Raw genomic sequence first — 18,065 nt, forward strand, 5'->3', positions numbered from 1 at the left:
CCGTTGCCAACTGACCGGCGTATTACGCGTTACAGATCTAAATCAGTGTTGCGGGCGCGGTTCAGCTGCTGCGCATCAGCGGGTAAAGCTCTTTAAGCAACTTGCGGCGGCTGATCACCAACTGCCAGCGATGACCGCCCAACTGCCGCCACAGACGCGCGGAACGAATCCCGGCCAGCAACAGGGCGCGGATCTTCGAGGCGTTGCTCGGTTGCTGCAGGTTGCGCATGTCGCCGTGGACCTGAATTCGTTGGCGCAAGGTGCTCAGGGTGTCCTGGTACAGCGCGCCGCAAGCAGCAATCACGTTTTCATGCGCCGGGCCGAAGTGCTCGACCTGGGATTGAATCTGCGGCAGACGCTTGCCGATCACATCAAGCATGTCATCGCGCTTGGCCAGTTGACGTTCAAGGCCCAGCATGGCCAGGGCGTAGCGCAGCGGTTCGCGCTGCAGGGTGCTCGGGTCGCGCTCCAGGGCGCCGATCAATGCGCGATAGCCTTCGCGCAGATTGATGTCGTCGCCGCCGTACACTTCCAGGGTGTCCTTGGGGTCGCGGATCAGCAGACTGCCGAGCATGCAGGTCAGGCCGGCTTCGGTGGTCTGGCCGGTCTTGGCAATCTTGTCGACGAGGACCGCGGCGAGAAACACGCCGCCCAGCGCCGTCAGTTGCTCCTGAGTGGGGTTCATGCCTTGCTGCTCCATGGCTCTGCGACTTCAATCACGCCGCCGCCGAGGCAGATTTCACCGTCATAGAACACCACCGACTGGCCCGGGGTGACCGCGCGTTGCGGGTCATCGAATGTGGCGCGGTAGCCGGTGGCGGTTTTTTCCAGCGTGCACGGTTGATCGCTTTGGCGATAACGAACCTTGGCGGTCAGCTTGCGCGGCTCGGTCAGATCGATCGGGTTGACCCAATAGATGTCCGAAGCGAGCAGGGCGCGGGAGAACAGGTAAGGGTGGTCATTGCCCTGGCCGACGATCAGCTCGTTGTTTTCCAGGTCCTTGATCAGCACGTACCACGGCTCGTCGCCGGCGTCTTTCAAGCCGCCGATGCCCAGGCCCTGACGCTGGCCGATAGTGTGGTACATCAAGCCGTGGTGACGGCCGATGACTTCACCTTCGGTGGTCTTGATCTCGCCCGGTTGTGCCGGCAGGTATTGCTTGAGGAAGTCGCTGAAGCGGCGTTCGCCGATAAAGCAGATCCCGGTGGAGTCCTTTTTCTTCGCGGTCGCCAGGTCGTGTTTCTCGGCAATCGCGCGCACTTCGGGTTTTTCCAGTTCGCCGACCGGGAACAGGGTCTTGGCGATCTGTTCGCCGCCGACAGCGTGCAGGAAATAGCTCTGGTCCTTGTTCGGGTCCAGGCCCTTGAGCAGCTCGGTGCGACCATCGATGTCGCGGCGGCGCACGTAGTGGCCGGTGGCGATCAGGTCGGCACCGAGCATCATGGCGTAGTCGAGGAACGCCTTGAACTTGATCTCGCGGTTGCAAAGGATGTCCGGGTTCGGCGTGCGACCGGCCTTGTATTCGGCCAGGAAATGCTCGAACACGTTGTCCCAGTACTCGGCGGCGAAGTTGGCGGTGTGCAGCTTGATGCCGATCTTGTCGCACACAGCCTGGGCGTCCGCCAGGTCATCCATGGCGGTGCAGTATTCCGTTCCATCGTCTTCTTCCCAGTTCTTCATGAACAGGCCTTCCACCTCATAACCCTGCTCGATCAGCAGGAGAGCGGAAACGGAAGAGTCTACGCCGCCGGACATGCCGACAATGACGCGCTTCTTTTGTGTGTCAGAAGGGGCTGGATCACGCATAGGGATTCAATGAGTGTCTTGAAAAAGGACGCGATTCTAACAGGCCGAAGCCCGCAAGGCTAAAGAGAAGGGCGGATCAGTTCGAGACCGAAGTGAAAGCCTCCCAGATAATCATCGATACAGCGGATGATCAGCTCACTGCGCCAGTTTGCGCGCTGTGCCAGCAGTTCGTCACGGGTTAGCCATTTGGCGCCGACGATACCGTCGTCCAGTTGATAGTCGGGGTGATGTTTGAGCGGTTTGGCGGTGAAGCAGACGCGCTGGTAGGTCACGCCGTTGCTCGGGGCGGTGTAAAGGTAAATACCTACTACGCCGGTCGCTTCGACGTCCCAGCCGGTTTCTTCCAGGGTTTCGCGCACGGCGGCTTCGATCAGGGTTTCGTCCGGGTCGAGATGGCCGGCGGGCTGGTTGAGTACCGTTCGTCCGTGCTTGGTTTCCTCGACCATCAGGAAACGGCCGTCGTCTTCGACGATGGTGGCGACGGTGATGTGGGGTTTCCAGTCCATGAAGCTTCCTCGAATTCCAAAGGTTGAAACACTATCCCTGTGGGAGCTGGCCTGCCAGCGATTGCGATTAGTCAGTCACCATTAATGTTGCATGATAAGCCGCTATCGCTGGCAGGCCAGCTCCCACAGGGTTTTGCGTTGTCTTCAAAAACGCAAACCCCGGCACATGGCCGGGGTTTGTGATGCTTCCTTACAACCTTAAACCAGCGCAGCGATCGCGGCGTTGAAAGTGTTGCTCGGGCGCATGGCCTTGCTGATCAGCTCGGCATTGGCGTGGTAGTAACCGCCGATGTCCACTGGTTTGCCCTGAACGGCGTTGAGCTCGGCAACGATGGTTGCTTCGTTCTCGGTCAGGGTCTTGGCCAGTTGGCCGAACTGCGCTTGCAGTGCGGTGTCTTCGGTCTGGGCCGCCAGGGCTTGAGCCCAGTACAGCGCCAGATAGAAGTGGCTGCCGCGGTTGTCGATGTTGCCGACTTTGCGCGATGGCGACTTGTTGTTGTCCAGGAACTGGCCAGTGGCCTGATCCAGAGTCTTGGCCAGAACCAGCGCTTTCGGGTTGTTATAAGTAACACCCAGATGCTCGAGGGAAGCGGCCAGGGCCAGGAATTCGCCCAGCGAATCCCAGCGCAGGAAGTTCTCTTCCAGCAGCTGCTGAACGTGCTTCGGTGCCGAACCGCCGGCGCCGGTTTCGAACAGGCCACCGCCATTCATCAGCGGAACGATCGACAGCATCTTGGCGCTGGTGCCCAGTTCCATGATCGGGAACAGGTCAGTCAGGTAGTCGCGCAGTACGTTGCCGGTCACCGAGATGGTGTCCTTGCCTTCGCGAGTGCGGTCCAGGGTGAACTTCATCGCGTCGACAGGCGCCATGATCTGGATGTCCAGACCGGCAGTGTCGTGATCCTTCAGGTAAGCCTGAACTTTCTCGATCACCACGCCATCGTGGGCGCGCATCGGGTCCAGCCAGAAAATAGCCGGGGTTGCGCTTGCACGGGCACGGTTGACGGCCAGTTTGACCCAGTCCTGGATCGGCGCGTCTTTGGTCTGGCACATGCGGAAGATGTCGCCGGCTTCAACCGACTGCTCCAGCAAGGTGCGGCCAGCGCCATCGGAAACCCGAACGACGCCGTTGGCCTTGATCTGGAAAGTCTTGTCGTGCGAGCCGTACTCTTCGGCCTTCTTCGCCATCAGGCCAACGTTTGGCACGCTGCCCATGGTGGTCGGATCGAAAGCACCGTTTACCTTGCAGTCTTCGATGACCGCTTGGTAGATGGTCGCGTAGCAGCGATCCGGGATCACAGCCTTGGTGTCGTGCAGCTGACCGTCAGTGCCCCACATTTTGCCGGAGTCACGGATCATGGCCGGCATCGAGGCGTCGACGATCACGTCGCTCGGCACGTGCAGGTTGGTGATGCCTTTGTCGGAGTTGACCATGGCCAGCGACGGACGAACGGCGTAGACCGCCTGGATGTCTGCTTCGATCTGCGCTTGCTGTTCAGCCGGCAGGGCTTTGATGCGAGCGTACAGGTCGCCGATGCCGTTGTTCAGGTTGAAGCCGATCTGTGCCAGCACGTCAGCGTGCTTGGCCAGTGCGTCTTTATAGAACTCGGCAACGATCTGGCCGAACATGATCGGGTCGGAGACCTTCATCATGGTGGCTTTCAAGTGAACCGACAGCAGCACGCCTTTTTGCTTGGCGTCTTCGATTTCGGCAGCGATGAAGCTGCGCAGAGCGTTTTTGCTCATGACCGCGCAATCGAGGATCTCACCGGCTTGCACGGTGGTTTTTTCTTTCAGGACGGTGGTGGTGCCGTCTTGAGCGATCAGTTCGATTTTGACGGCGTCAGCGGCGTCGATCAGGGCAGCTTTTTCGCTGCCGTAGAAATCGCCGGTGCTCATGTGCGCGACGTGGGACTTGGAGTCCGCAGCCCAGGCGCCCATTTTGTGCGGGTGCTTGCGCGCGTAATTCTTGACCGACAGCGGCGCGCGACGATCGGAGTTGCCTTCGCGCAGAACCGGGTTTACGGCGCTGCCCTTGATCTTGTCGTAGCGCGACTTGGCGAGCTTGTCGGCGTCGCTGGTCACGGTTTCCGGGTAGTCCGGCAGAGCGAAGCCCTGGGCTTGCAGCTCTTTGATCGCGGCTTGCAGTTGCGGAACCGAGGCGCTGATGTTCGGCAGCTTGATGATGTTGGCTTCAGGCGTAACGGCCAGGTCGCCCAGTTCGGCGAGGTGATCGGCTACGGCTTTGTCACCCAATTGCTCGGGGAAGCTGGCCAGGATGCGCCCTGCAAGAGAGATATCGCGAGTTTCCACGGCGATATCAGCGGAGGCGGTGAAGGCCTCTACGATAGGCAACAGTGAATAGGTGGCGAGGGCGGGAGCTTCGTCGGTGAAGGTATAGATGATCTTCGAGCGGGTGGGCATATTCGGATTAACTCTCTCTTCTTTGCTAAAGCGTGCGCAGAAAAACTCGAGGGGCGCCGGGTAAGCGCGTTCGTTCAAAGTCGTCCATGAGCCGAATGTCGAGATTTGTGCGCGGTGATGTTGGGTGCATCAGTCGAGCGTCAAGCGGGTGGGTTGCGGTAACAACCCTGCTTTTTCAGGCCCAAGTCTCGGCTACTTATTCAGTTGCAGGAAAGGTTGGCCGTCGTGACTCTGTGGTCAGCGGGCGGCATTATACATAGGTAGCTGGCAATCTGCCGATGGTTCATACGTAACGATTCTCGTCCATTGGTCTAAAGGTCGCAGGGGCGAGTGGGGCGTAGAGTCTTGCACCGTGCTTGAGTTTGGCGCTTTTCCCTTTGCTTTCAGGCTTGTACGTCGCGAACTGTGCAGCTTTGCGGCAGATGGTTGGAACATAGGGTTTGCGTGCCGATTTAACTGGGGTACGCTCGAACGAAGCCAGATGTTCAATCCAAACAATGGAGTTCAGCATGGGATACAAGAAGATTCAGGTTCCAGCAGTCGGCGACAAAATCACCGTCAACGCGGACCATTCTCTCAATGTTCCTAACAACCCGATCATCCCCTTCATCGAAGGCGATGGTATTGGCGTTGATATCAGCCCGGTCATGATCAAGGTTGTCGATGCTGCTGTTAAGAAGGCTTACGGCGGCGAGCGCAAAATTTCCTGGATGGAAGTCTACGCCGGGGAGAAAGCGACTCAGGTTTACGATCAGGACACCTGGCTACCTCAGGAAACCCTGGACGCAGTTAAAGATTACGTGGTTTCCATCAAGGGCCCTCTGACCACCCCGGTCGGTGGCGGCATCCGTTCCCTGAACGTGGCCCTGCGTCAACAACTGGACCTTTATGTCTGCCTGCGCCCGGTGCGCTGGTTCGAAGGCGTGCCTAGCCCGGTCAAGAAGCCAGGCGACGTCGACATGACGATCTTCCGTGAGAACTCGGAAGACATCTACGCCGGTATCGAGTGGAAAGCCGGTTCGCCGGAAGCGACCAAGGTCATCAAGTTCCTTAAAGATGAAATGGGCGTCACCAAGATCCGTTTCGACGAAAACTGCGGTATCGGCATCAAGCCGGTTTCCCTGCAAGGCACCAAGCGTCTGGCGCGAAAAGCGCTGCAGTATGTAGTCGACAACGACCGCGACTCGCTGACCATCGTGCACAAAGGCAACATCATGAAGTTCACCGAAGGTGCCTTCAAGGAATGGGCCTACGAAGTGGCCGCTGAAGAATTCGGCGCGACCCTGCTCGACGGCGGTCCGTGGATGCAGTTCAAAAACCCGAAAACCGGCAAGAACGTTATCGTCAAGGATGCCATCGCCGACGCCATGCTCCAGCAGATCCTGCTGCGCCCGGCCGAATACGATGTGATCGCGACCCTGAACCTGAACGGCGACTATCTCTCTGACGCCCTGGCGGCGGAAGTGGGTGGTATCGGTATCGCACCGGGTGCCAACCTGTCCGACACCATTGCCATGTTCGAAGCGACCCACGGTACTGCGCCGAAGTACGCCGGCAAGGACCAGGTCAACCCGGGCTCGCTGATCCTGTCCGCGGAGATGATGCTGCGCCACATGGGCTGGACCGAAGCGGCTGATCTGATCATCAAGGGCACCAACGGCGCGATTTCCGCCAAGACCGTGACCTATGACTTCGAACGTCTGATGGAGGGTGCGAAACTGCTGTCTTCTTCGGCGTTTGGTGATGCGCTCATCTCGCATATGTAAGCGAATCGGCATAAAAAAACCGCCCTCGGGCGGTTTTTTTTATGACTGGATGACGGGGAGCGTCAGCTCGACACTTTCTCCTGCTGGATGGCAGGGGCAGCCTTTTCATTCTCGACAGGGGCGGTTGTAATGTTTACCGCGTGCAGCCCTTTGGGGCCCTGGATGATCTCGAAACTTACGATTTGCCCGGCCTTCAGTGTCCTGTACCCGTTCATATCGATGGCCGAGTAGTGGGCAAAGAAATCAATAAGACCACCGTCCTCGTCACGACCTTCTCTGGCATCGGTGTTAATGAAACCGAACCCCTTGGCATTGTTGAACCATTTCACCTTACCGACTGACATACCCATATCCCTCTGCAACAGACTCCATCACTGGAGTATCATCCAGTACATCCGCAGTCAGATCTTTAAATAAGATTGACTCCGCGGACCTTTTTTACCCACTGTGGGCTCTATTGGTTGTAACACTGTTTTCCCGATAGTCAAGGTGACCGGGCGGTCGGAGTTGAAATCGTCCATAGCCGCCCCCACCACTGTATTTGAACAACTGACGAACCTTTCTTTCCATGCATGCAATCAGCCAGATTCGACTAACATTCAATCAGGATCGCCCGGCTCTCCAAAAAGATCACCCGGAGCCCCACGACGACGATTCCGCAGGCATTGCTGTTCAGGAGGCAAAGCCTGCTTTACAGGCGCCGCCGATGTACAAGGTGGTTTTGTTCAACGATGACTACACACCGATGGATTTCGTCGTCGAAGTGCTCGAGGTGTTTTTTAACCTGAATCGGGAGCTGGCGACCAAGGTCATGCTGGCCGTCCACACAGAAGGACGGGCAGTATGTGGAGTGTTTACCCGCGACATCGCCGAGACTAAGGCCATGCAGGTCAACCAGTACGCCAGGGAAAGCCAGCATCCGCTACTCTGTGAAATCGAGAAGGACGGTTAATCGCCGACCACTTGGGTATGAGGTGAAGCTATGTTAAACCGCGAGCTCGAAGTCACCCTCAATCTTGCCTTCAAGGAGGCTAGATCGAAGCGTCATGAATTCATGACCGTCGAACACCTCCTGCTGGCCCTATTGGACAATGAGGCTGCCGCCACCGTTTTGCGTGCCTGCGGCGCAAACCTCGACAAACTCAAGCACGATCTGCAGGAGTTCATCGACTCCACCACGCCATTGATTCCTGTCCATGACGAGGATCGCGAAACCCAGCCAACCCTGGGCTTCCAGCGTGTACTGCAACGTGCTGTTTTCCACGTACAGAGCTCGGGCAAACGCGAAGTGACTGGCGCTAACGTGCTGGTCGCCATCTTCAGTGAGCAAGAGAGTCAGGCAGTGTTCCTGCTGAAACAGCAGAGCGTTGCGCGCATTGATGTCGTCAACTACATCGCCCATGGCATTTCCAAAGTGCCTGGGCATGGCGATCACTCTGAAGGTGAGCAAGATATGCAGGACGACGAGGGCGGTGAGTCTTCTTCTTCAGGCAATCCTCTGGATGCTTATGCCAGCAACCTCAACGAACTCGCGCGCCAGGGTCGTATCGATCCGTTGGTCGGCCGTGAGCTGGAAGTCGAGCGCGTCGCGCAGATCCTGGCGCGTCGTCGCAAAAACAATCCGCTGCTGGTGGGCGAGGCGGGCGTGGGTAAAACCGCGATTGCCGAAGGCCTGGCCAAGCGTATTGTCGACAACCAGGTGCCGGACTTGCTGGCCAACAGCGTGGTGTATTCCCTCGACTTGGGCGCCTTGCTGGCCGGGACCAAATACCGCGGCGATTTCGAGAAGCGCTTCAAGGCGTTGCTCAACGAGCTGAAAAAACGTCCGCAGGCGATCCTGTTCATCGACGAAATCCACACCATAATCGGTGCGGGTGCTGCGTCCGGTGGCGTCATGGATGCCTCGAACCTGCTCAAGCCGCTGCTGTCGTCGGGCGATATCCGTTGCATCGGTTCGACCACGTTCCAGGAGTTCCGCGGGATCTTCGAGAAGGACCGTGCCTTGGCCCGGCGCTTCCAGAAGGTCGACGTGTCGGAGCCTTCGGTGGAAGACACCATTGGCATCCTGCGCGGCCTGAAAGGTCGTTTCGAAGCGCACCACAACATCGAATACAGCGATGAAGCGTTGCGTGCCGCCGCTGAACTGGCGTCGCGCTACATCAATGACCGGCACATGCCGGACAAGGCCATCGACGTCATCGACGAGGCCGGCGCCTATCAGCGTCTGCAGCCAATCGAGAAGCGCGTGAAACGCATCGAAGTTCCTCAGGTCGAGGACATCGTTGCGAAAATCGCGCGGATTCCACCTAAGCACGTCACCAGCTCCGACAAAGAGCTGCTGCGTAACCTTGAGCGTGACCTGAAGCTGACCGTATTTGGCCAGGATGCCGCGATCGACTCGCTGTCGACCGCGATCAAACTGTCTCGTGCCGGCCTCAAGTCGCCTGACAAGCCTGTCGGTTCGTTCCTGTTCGCCGGACCTACCGGTGTCGGTAAAACCGAAGCGGCGCGTCAGCTGGCCAAGGCGTTGGGCATCGAGCTGGTTCGTTTCGACATGTCCGAGTACATGGAGCGCCACACCGTATCGCGTCTGATCGGTGCGCCTCCAGGCTACGTCGGGTTCGATCAGGGCGGTCTGCTGACCGAAGCCATCACCAAGCAGCCTCACTGCGTGCTGTTGCTCGATGAGATCGAGAAGGCGCATCCGGAAGTCTTCAACCTGCTGCTGCAGGTCATGGACCACGGTACGCTGACCGATAACAACGGGCGCAAGGCGGATTTCCGTAACGTGATCGTTATCATGACGACCAACGCCGGTGCCGAAACAGCTGCTCGCGCTTCGATCGGTTTCACCCATCAGGACCACTCGTCCGATGCGATGGAAGTGATCAAGAAGAGCTTCACGCCGGAGTTCCGCAACCGTCTGGACACCATTATCCAGTTTGGTCGCCTCAGTCATGAGGTCATCAAAAGCGTGGTGGACAAGTTCCTTACCGAGCTTCAGGCGCAGCTGGAAGACAAGCGTGTGCAGCTGGAAGTGACCGACGCAGCGCGAAGCTGGCTGGCAGCCGGTGGCTACGACTCGGCGATGGGCGCTCGACCAATGGCGCGTTTGATCCAGGACAAGATCAAACGTCCGCTGGCGGAAGAGATCCTCTTCGGCGAACTGGCCGACCATGGCGGTGTGGTACACATCGACCTCAAGGACGGCGAGCTGACCTTCGAGTTCGAAACCACGGCTGAAATGGCCTGACGTTAACCGCAACAAAGCAAAAGGCGCCGAGAGGCGCCTTTTTGCTGTCTGGGGTTTGTACACCGCACCTGTGGGAGCGAGCCTGCTCGCGATGAGGCCCGCACATTCAACATCAATGCAAGCTGATCCACCGCTATCGCGAGCAGGCTCGCTCCCACAGGGGGCAGAGTTGATCCATCAAATCGCAGACAAACAAAAACGCCCGGCATAAACCGGGCGTTTTGTATTGACTTGATTAGCGAGCGCGGTAAGTGATGCGCCCTTTGCTCAAGTCATAGGGCGTCAGCTCGACGCGCACTTTGTCACCGGTAAGAATACGAATGTAGTTCTTGCGCATCTTGCCGGAGATATGCGCGGTTACGACGTGCCCATTTTCCAACTCCACACGAAACATGGTGTTGGGCAGGGTGTCGACGACAGTGCCTTCCATTTCGAAGCTGTCTTCTTTCGACATGCAGTAAAGCCCTCGGTGTCCAATGAATGGCCCGGTGCAACTGCGCCAGGCAAAAGCGGCGTGCATTGTGCCCGAAAAATGGGGTTTAAGCCAAGGGGTTCTAGTTCAGGATGACCCAGCGCTGATTAATCAGCAGTTCGATAGGCCGATATTGCGTCTTGTAGCTCATCTTTTTGCAGTTTTTGATCCAGTAGCCGAGGTAGACGGCTTCCAGCCCGAGGCGCTGGGCCTCGGCGATTTGCCAGAGGATCGCGTAGCGACCCAGGCTGCGGCGTTCTTCATCGGGTTCGTAGAAGGTGTAGACCGCCGACAGACCGTTCGGCAGCAAGTCGGTCACGGCCACCGCCAGCAGTCGGCCTTCGAGACGAAATTCGTAAAAACGCGAGAACGGCAGGTCACGTACCAGGAACGTCGAAAACTGGTCGCGACTCGGTGGGTACATGTCGCCATCGGCGTGACGCTGTTCGATGTAGCGCTGATAGAGATCGAAATACTCTTCGCTGAATGTCGGCCGGGCCGGGCGCACTTGCAGGTCGGCGTTGCGTTTGAAGATGCGTTTCTGCTGACGGTTGGGTGCAAATTGCGCCACAGGGATGCGCGCCGGGACGCACGCATTGCAATTCTGGCAATGAGGCCGGTAGAGATGATCGCCGCTGCGACGAAAACCCATTTCAGACAGGTCTGCGTAGACATGCACATCCATGGGCTGACTAGGGTCGAGGAACAGCGTCGTGGCCTGCTCCTCGGGCAGATAACTGCAAGAGTGGGGCTGAGTGGCATAAAACTTCAAACGCGCCAACTCGGTCATGATCAACCCTCGGGAATAAGCTTTGGATTAAGTGTAAGCCACGCGCGCAAAAGTCGCTCAGCAAACCCAGGTGGCGCGGCTGGGTTGATCCAGATGCTGCGCGAGGAAGTTGGCGAAATCGCGCCTCGGAATCGCTCGGGCGCCGAGACTGTGCAGATGGTCGGTCGGCATCTGGCAGTCGATCAGCACAAAACCTGAATCTTTCAGATGTCGCACCAGAGTGGCAAAGCCATATTTCGAGGCATTGTCAGCGCGGCTGAACATCGATTCGCCGAAGAACAGCTGACCCATCGCCAGGCCATAGAGCCCGCCGACCAGCACGCCATCGTCCCAAACCTCCACGGAATGCGCGTAGCCACGCTTGTGCAGTTCGAGGTACGCCGTCTGCATCGCGTCAGTGATCCAGGTGCCGTCGGCATACTCCCGGGGTGCGGCGCAGGCGCTGATCACCGAGGCAAAATCCTGATCAAAGGTCACTTGATAGCGTTGCTGGCGCAGCAATTTATTCAGGCTGCGCGAGACATGCAGTTCGTCGGGAAAAAGAACGGTGCGCGGATCGGGCGACCACCAAAGGATCGGCTGGCCTTCCGAGAACCATGGAAAGCAGCCGTGGCGATAAGCCTGAATCAGGCGATCGGCGGACAGATCGCCACCCGCGGCCAACAGTCCGTTGGGGTCGCGCATGGCTTTTTCCAGCGGCGGGAAGGTCAGGGTGTTGCGTTGTAACCAAGTCAGCATGGCATCCGGGCTTGCAGAAGGGGAGGGCGGTGGCGGGCTGGAGGGCCCGCCGTAAAGTGTGCCGTCAAACGGTGGGAATGTCGTCGAGGTATTTCTCGGCGTCCAGCGCGGCCATGCAGCCAGCCCCGGCGGAGGTCACGGCCTGGCGGTAAACGTGGTCGGCCACGTCGCCGGCGGCGAACACCCCCGGGATCTCGGTGGCCGTGGCATCGCCTTCGCTGCCACCCCTGACCAGCAGATAACCGTCACGCATTTTCAGCTGGCCCTCGAACAGGTCGGTATTGGGCTTGTGACCGATGGCGATGAACACACCAGCCACCGCCAATTCACTGGTTTCGCCAGTATGACTGTCGCGCAGACGGGCGCCGGTCACGCCGCTGGCATCACCCAATACTTCATCGAGATTCTGATTCCAGTGCAGGCGGATATTGCCGTTGGCGGCTTTTTCGAAGAGCTTGTCCTGGAGAATCTTCTCCGAGCGCAACTTGTCGCGCCGGTGAATCAAGTGTACTTCCTTGGCGATGTTCGACAGGTACAGCGCCTCTTCAACCGCTGTGTTGCCACCGCCGACAACCGCGACCACTTGATTGCGATAAAAGAACCCGTCGCAGGTGGCGCAGGCTGAAACCCCACGGCCGGCAAAGGTTTCTTCCGATGGCAGCCCCAGGTACTGCGCTGAAGCGCCGGTCGCGATAATCAGGGCGTCGCAGGTGTAAGTGTCGCCATCGCCGATCAGCTCGAACGGCCGTTGCTGCAACTTGGCGGTGTGGATGTGGTCGTAAACGATCTCGGTGGCAAAGCGCTCGGCGTGTTTTTGCATGCGTTCCATCAGCACCGGGCCGGTGAGGCCTTCGACGTCGCCAGGCCAGTTGTCGACTTCAACGGTGGTGGTCAGCTGGCCACCTGCCTGTATGCCGGTGATGACAACGGGTTTGAGGTTGGCGCGGGCGGCATAAACGGCTGCGCTGTATCCGGCAGGGCCGGAACCCAGAATGATCAGGCGGGAATGCTTCGGTTCGCTCATAAAAACACCTCATAAGCCTTTGTCACAAAAGAGAATGCATGCTCAAATTGAACCGCGCGTAACGTGCTGCTGGCTATGCTACACCGAAGGGCTTCAAGCATGGCATCGGGCGAACAAACCCGTACAATGCCGTCTGTAACAGTGGTTGTAACAAAATAAGCTGTGCGTGCCGTGTTTATAAAAACCGGGGTGCAGTGTTAAAAGTAGTCCCAGTTGTGCGTGTTAACTTTTTTACCTGCCTGGATTGGGCAGTTTTTATAGTCATTCAACAGATGGACGCGCCACAGGCGCAGGAAAAGAAGCGTTTTGAAGAAATCCACCGCAGCACCTAAACCAGCCGTCGTTCCACTTTGGCGCCAGCATTTGCACTACCGGCTCAAGGAAGGTGCATTGATCGCCATCGGCGGCTTGTGCCTGTTCCTGATGATGGCCTTGTTGACCTATGGCAAGGACGATCCAGGCTGGAGCCATAACAGCAAGATCGACGACGTGCAGAACTTCGGCGGACCGGTCGGCTCCTACAGCGCCGACATCCTGTTCATGGTGCTGGGTTACTTCGCCTACATCTTCCCGCTGTTGCTGGCGATCAAGGCCTATCAGATCTTCCGTCAGCGCCACGAACAGTGGCAGTGGAGCGGCTGGCTGTTCTCCTGGCGCCTGATCGGCCTGGTGTTTCTGGTGCTGTCGGGCGCCGCTTTGGCGCATATCCATTTCCATGCGGCCACCGGTCTGCCGGCCGGTGCTGGCGGCGCGTTGGGCGAAAGCCTTGGCGACCTGGCCAGGAACGCGCTGAACATCCAGGGCAGCACGCTGTTGTTCATCGCGCTGTTCCTGTTCGGCCTGACCGTATTCACCGACCTTTCGTGGTTCAAGGTGATGGACGTCACCGGCAAGATCACCCTCGACCTGTTCGAACTGTTCCAGGGTGCGGCCAATCGCTGGTGGGCCGCCCGTGTCGAGCGCAAACAGCTGGTTGCGCAGTTGCGTGAAGTCGACGATCGCGTGCATGACGTGGTCGCCCCGACGGTGACCGACAAACGCGAGCAAGCCAAGGTCAAGGAACGCCTGATCGAACGTGAGCAGGCCCTGAGCAAGCACATGTCGGACCGCGAAAAGCAGGTGCCGCCTGTCATCGCACCTGCGCCGCCCAAGCCGGCAGCGCCGAGCAAGCGCGTAGAGAAAGAGAAGCAGGCGCCGTTGTTCGTTGACAGCGCCGTCGAAGGCACCTTGCCGCCGATCTCGATTCTCGACCCGGCCGAAAAGAAACAACTCAATTATTCGCCAGAGTCGCTGGCCGCCGTCGGCCACTTGCTGGAAATCAAGCTCAAGGAATTCGGCGTCGAAGTCTCGGTGGATTCGATTCACCCGGGCCCGGTCATTACCCGTTACGAAATCCAGCCGGCCGCCGGCGTCAAAGTCAGCCGCATCTCCAACCTGGCAAAAGACTTGGCGCGTTCCCTGGCCGTGACCAGCGTCCGTGTGGTGGAAGTGATTCCGGGCAAGACCACCGTTGGTATCGAGATTCCCAACGAAGACCGCCAGATCGTGCGTTTCTCCGAAGTGCTGTCGACGCCTGAGTACGACAACTTCAAGTCGCCGGTCACCCTGGCCCTGGGCCACGACATCGGCGGCAAGCCGGTCATCACCGACCTGGCGAAAATGCCGCACTTGCTGGTGGCCGGTACGACCGGTTCCGGTAAGTCGGTGGGTGTGAACGCGATGATCCTGTCGATCCTGTTCAAGTCCGGCCCGGAAGACGCCAAGCTGATCATGATCGACCCGAAAATGCTCGAGCTGTCGATCTACGAAGGCATTCCGCACCTGCTGTGCCCGGTCGTGACCGACATGAAGGACGCGGCCAACGCGCTGCGTTGGAGCGTGGCGGAGATGGAGCGTCGCTATAAGCTGATGGCGAAGATGGGCGTACGAAACCTGTCGGGCTTCAACGCCAAGGTCAAGGAAGCCCAGGACGCCGGCACGCCGCTGACCGATCCTCTGTACAAGCGCGAAAGCATTCACGACGAAGCGCCGCTGCTGACCAAGCTGCCGACCATCGTCGTGGTGGTCGACGAATTCGCCGACATGATGATGATCGTCGGCAAGAAGGTTGAAGAACTGATCGCCCGTATCGCCCAGAAGGCCCGTGCGGCCGGTATCCACTTGATCCTCGCGACCCAGCGTCCGTCGGTGGACGTGATCACCGGTCTGATCAAGGCCAACATCCCGACGCGTATGGCGTTCCAGGTGTCGAGCAAGATCGACTCCCGGACCATCATCGACCAGGGCGGCGCCGAGCAACTGCTGGGCCACGGTGACATGCTCTACATGCCGCCGGGCACCAGCCTGCCGATTCGTGTCCATGGTGCGTTCGTGTCCGATGACGAGGTTCACCGGGTGGTTGAAGCCTGGAAACTGCGTGGCGCGCCGGAGTACAACGACGAAATCCTGGCCGGTGTTGAAGAGGCCGGTAGCGGTTTCGACGGCGGCAGTGGCGGTGGCGACGAAGACAGCGAATCCGATGCGCTTTATGACGAAGCGGTGCAGTTCGTCCTGGAAAGCCGTCGTGCGTCCATCTCTGCGGTTCAGCGCAAGCTGAAAATCGGCTACAACCGCGCTGCGCGCATGATCGAAGCCATGGAAATGGCCGGGGTCGTGACGTCCATGAATACCAACGGTTCGCGTGAAGTCCTGGCGCCTGGCCCGGTACGCGACTGATTTGATTTTGAAAGGATGGCGCAGAGATGCGCCACCCGAACTCCCACGAATGTTATGAGGACTCCCATGCGTCTTATCCGCATGCTGTTGCTGCCGGTACTGGCTTTGACCACGCTCTCGGCCCACGCCGATGACAAGGACGTGGCGCGTCTGACCCAACTGCTCGAAAAATCCCAGACCCTGACTGCGCGCTTCTCTCAGCTGACGCTGGACGGCAGCGGCACCCAGTTGCAGGAAACCGCGGGTGAAATGTCCTTGCAGCGCCCTGGCTTGTTCTACTGGCACACCAACGCGCCAGCCGAACAGACGATGGTTTCCGACGGCAAGAAGGTAACGTTGTGGGATCCGGACCTGGAGCAGGCCACCATCAAGAACCTCGACCAGCGTCTGACCCAGACGCCGGCACTGTTGTTGTCCGGTGACGTGTCCAAGATCAGCCAGAGCTTCGACATCAGCGCCAAGGAAGCCGGTGGCGTGATCGATTTCACCTTGAAGCCGAAAACCAAGGACACCCTGTTCGACAGCTTGCGTCTGTCGTTCCGCAACGGCCTGGTCAATGACATGCAGATGATCGACAGCGTCGGTCAGCGCACCAACATCCTGTTCACCGGCGTGAAGGCCAACGAGCCGATCCCGGCCTCCAAGTTCAAGTTCGACATCCCTAAAGGCGCGGACGTCATCCAAGAGTAAAACGCAAAACCTGTGGGAGCGGGCTTGTGTGGCGAGGGAGCTTGCTCCCGCTGGGGCGCGAAGCGCCCCCCAAAATGGGACTGCTGCGCAGTCCAGCGGGAGCAAGCTCCCTCGCCACAGGATTTCGCCAGACTTGAGAACTGCGTAATAAAGCGAGGTTTCAACCGCACGTGATGGACCTGTTTCGCAGCGCCCCGATAGCTCAACCATTGGCAGCACGCCTGCGCGCAGCCAATCTGGACGAGTACGTCGGTCAGGAACACCTGCTCGCTCGCGGCAAGCCTTTGCGCGAAGCGCTGGAGCAGGGTGCCTTGCACTCGATGATCTTCTGGGGTCCGCCGGGCGTGGGCAAGACCACCTTGGCGCGGTTGCTTGCGGAAGTCTCGGATGCGCACTTCGAAACGGTCTCGGCGGTGCTGGCCGGCGTTAAGGAAATCCGTCAGGCGGTGGAGATCGCCAAGCAGCAGGCCGGCCAGTACGGCAAGCGAACCATCCTGTTCGTCGATGAGGTGCATCGCTTCAACAAGTCGCAGCAGGATGCATTCCTGCCGTACGTCGAAGACGGCACACTGATTTTCATCGGCGCGACCACGGAAAATCCCTCGTTCGAACTCAACAACGCGTTGCTCTCCCGGGCACGCGTCTACGTGCTCAAAAGCCTCGACGAATCGGCCCTGCGCAAACTGGTGAATCGGGCGTTGACCGAAGAGCGTGGCTTGGGCAAGCGGCAACTGACCCTCAGCGATGAAGGCTTCCAGATGCTGTTGTCCGCCGCCGATGGCGATGGTCGGCGCCTGCTCAACCTGTTGGAAAACGCTTCCGACCTGGCCGAAGACAACAGCGAGATCGGTGTCGATCTGCTGCAAAGTCTGCTCGGGGATACCCGTCGGCGTTTCGACAAGGGCGGCGAAGCGTTCTACGACCAGATTTCCGCGCTGCATAAATCGGTGCGCGGCTCCAATCCTGACGGTGCGCTGTACTGGTTCGCGCGCATGATCGACGGCGGTTGCGATCCGCTGTACCTGGCCCGGCGCGTGGTGCGCATGGCCAGCGAAGACATCGGCAACGCCGACCCGCGTGCCCTGAGCCTGTGCCTGGCGGCGTGGGAAGTGCAGGAACGCCTCGGCAGCCCCGAAGGTGAATTGGCGGTGGCCCAGGCCATCACCTATCTGGCTTGCGCGCCGAAAAGCAACGCGGTGTACATGGGTTTCAAAGCTGCCATGCGCAGCGCCACCGAACACGGTTCGCTGGAAGTGCCGCTGCACCTGCGCAACGCGCCGACGAAACTGATGAAGCAATTGGGTTACGGCGATGAATACCGTTATGCCCACGATGAGCCGGATGCTTATGCCGCCGGCGAAGACTATTTCCCGGAAGAACTCGAGCCGCAACCGTTCTATCAGCCCGTGCCCCGTGGCCTGGAGCTGAAAATCGGCGAAAAGCTCAATCACCTCGCACAACTTGACCGTCTAAGCCCCCGGCAGCGGAGAAAATAAGTGATTCCTTTGGTCATTGCGGTCTCCGTCGGCGGTGTCGCCGGAACACTGTTGCGCTTTGCCACCGGTAATTGGGTCAACGCTAATTGGCCGCGGCACTTCTATACCGCAACGCTGGCCGTTAATATCGTCGGCTGTTTGCTGATCGGCGTTCTATACGGTCTGTTTTTGATACGCCCGGAGGTGCCGATCGAGGTGCGCGCCGGGTTGATGGTCGGCTTCCTCGGGGGGCTGACGACTTTTTCATCCTTTTCACTGGATACGGTGCGCCTGCTCGAAACCGGGCAAATGCCGCTGGCCCTGGGCTATGCTGCCATCAGCGTATTCGGCGGGCTGCTCGCCACCTGGGCTGGCCTGTCCTTGACCAAACTTTGATAACGAGAGA

Annotated in this window: 16 protein-coding genes; 7 read left to right on the plus strand and 9 right to left on the minus strand. The window is 59.0% G+C overall.

The annotated features are described in order from the left end of the window. Positions 1-61: 61 nt before the first annotated feature. The 4 genes from hflD to ACA060_RS10725 form a co-directional block, all read right to left on the minus strand. Positions 62-685: a high frequency lysogenization protein HflD gene (hflD, locus tag ACA060_RS10710; RefSeq protein WP_109629433.1), complete on the minus strand. Its 624-nt coding sequence runs from the start codon at positions 683-685 to the stop codon at positions 62-64. Beyond that, positions 682-1,806: a tRNA 2-thiouridine(34) synthase MnmA gene (gene mnmA, locus ACA060_RS10715; protein WP_109629435.1), complete on the minus strand. Its 1,125-nt coding sequence runs from the start codon at positions 1,804-1,806 to the stop codon at positions 682-684. Before mnmA ends, hflD begins: the two co-directional genes overlap by 4 nt. Before the next feature lie 59 nt (positions 1,807-1,865). Then, entirely contained in the window at positions 1,866-2,312 is a 447-nt protein-coding gene (locus ACA060_RS10720; RefSeq protein WP_497317106.1) for an NUDIX hydrolase, read from the minus strand. Between the two features lie 198 nt (positions 2,313-2,510). Continuing rightward, positions 2,511-4,736, minus strand: a complete 2,226-nt coding sequence (locus ACA060_RS10725) for an NADP-dependent isocitrate dehydrogenase (protein WP_497317108.1) — start codon at positions 4,734-4,736, stop codon at positions 2,511-2,513. Positions 4,737-5,245: 509 nt separating this feature from the next. Here ACA060_RS10725 and icd point away from each other — a divergent pair. Continuing rightward, entirely contained in the window at positions 5,246-6,502 is a 1,257-nt protein-coding gene (gene icd / locus ACA060_RS10730) for an NADP-dependent isocitrate dehydrogenase (protein WP_008146904.1), read from the plus strand. A 62-nt stretch (positions 6,503-6,564) separates the two neighbouring features. Here the strand turns inward: icd and ACA060_RS10735 are convergent, their stop codons facing one another. Then, a complete protein-coding gene (locus tag ACA060_RS10735) occupies positions 6,565-6,846 on the minus strand; it encodes a cold shock domain-containing protein (protein WP_109636008.1) in 282 nt (93 codons plus the stop codon). Positions 6,847-7,070: 224 nt separating this feature from the next. On the opposite strand from ACA060_RS10735, the gene clpS reads away from it, so the two are divergent. Continuing rightward, complete coding sequence (clpS, locus tag ACA060_RS10740) at positions 7,071-7,454, plus strand: ATP-dependent Clp protease adapter ClpS (RefSeq protein ID WP_010458899.1); 384 nt, start codon at positions 7,071-7,073, stop codon at positions 7,452-7,454. Positions 7,455-7,484: 30 nt separating this feature from the next. Beyond that, a complete protein-coding gene (gene clpA, locus ACA060_RS10745) occupies positions 7,485-9,755 on the plus strand; it encodes an ATP-dependent Clp protease ATP-binding subunit ClpA (protein WP_007946437.1) in 2,271 nt (756 codons plus the stop codon). A 235-nt stretch (positions 9,756-9,990) separates the two neighbouring features. On the opposite strand, the gene infA is transcribed toward clpA, so the two are convergent. The 4 genes from infA to trxB all read right to left on the minus strand — a co-directional run bounded on the left by infA (position 9,991) and on the right by trxB (position 12,779). Continuing rightward, positions 9,991-10,209, minus strand: coding sequence for a translation initiation factor IF-1 (gene infA, locus ACA060_RS10750; protein WP_002553999.1), 219 nt, complete (start codon positions 10,207-10,209; stop codon positions 9,991-9,993). 100 nt (positions 10,210-10,309) lie between these two features. After that, positions 10,310-11,017 carry an arginyltransferase gene (locus ACA060_RS10755; RefSeq protein WP_109629446.1) on the minus strand — a complete coding sequence of 236 codons (708 nt, stop codon included), beginning with the start codon at positions 11,015-11,017 and terminating at the stop codon, positions 10,310-10,312. 57 nt (positions 11,018-11,074) lie between these two features. Further along, positions 11,075-11,755 (minus strand): leucyl/phenylalanyl-tRNA--protein transferase, encoded by a 681-nt coding sequence (gene aat / locus ACA060_RS10760; protein ID WP_497317111.1) that lies wholly within the window; start codon positions 11,753-11,755, stop codon positions 11,075-11,077. A gap of 64 nt (positions 11,756-11,819) precedes the next feature. Further along, a complete protein-coding gene (gene trxB, locus ACA060_RS10765; RefSeq protein ID WP_497317113.1) occupies positions 11,820-12,779 on the minus strand; it encodes a thioredoxin-disulfide reductase in 960 nt (319 codons plus the stop codon). Positions 12,780-13,085: 306 nt separating this feature from the next. Here trxB and ACA060_RS10770 point away from each other — a divergent pair, with 306 nt between their 5' ends. From ACA060_RS10770 to crcB, 4 genes are all read left to right on the plus strand, one after another. Beyond that, a complete protein-coding gene (locus tag ACA060_RS10770) occupies positions 13,086-15,494 on the plus strand; it encodes a DNA translocase FtsK (RefSeq protein ID WP_109629455.1) in 2,409 nt (802 codons plus the stop codon). Between the two features lie 66 nt (positions 15,495-15,560). Next, complete coding sequence (lolA, locus tag ACA060_RS10775; protein ID WP_008154853.1) at positions 15,561-16,184, plus strand: outer membrane lipoprotein periplasmic chaperone LolA; 624 nt, start codon at positions 15,561-15,563, stop codon at positions 16,182-16,184. A 173-nt stretch (positions 16,185-16,357) separates the two neighbouring features. After that, a complete protein-coding gene (locus ACA060_RS10780) occupies positions 16,358-17,680 on the plus strand; it encodes a replication-associated recombination protein A (RefSeq protein ID WP_497318209.1) in 1,323 nt (440 codons plus the stop codon). Next, positions 17,681-18,055 (plus strand): fluoride efflux transporter CrcB, encoded by a 375-nt coding sequence (crcB, locus tag ACA060_RS10785; protein WP_461954768.1) that lies wholly within the window; start codon positions 17,681-17,683, stop codon positions 18,053-18,055. The last annotated feature ends 10 nt before the right edge of the window (positions 18,056-18,065 follow it).

The organism is Pseudomonas sp. LBUM1671 (genome assembly GCF_059695685.1).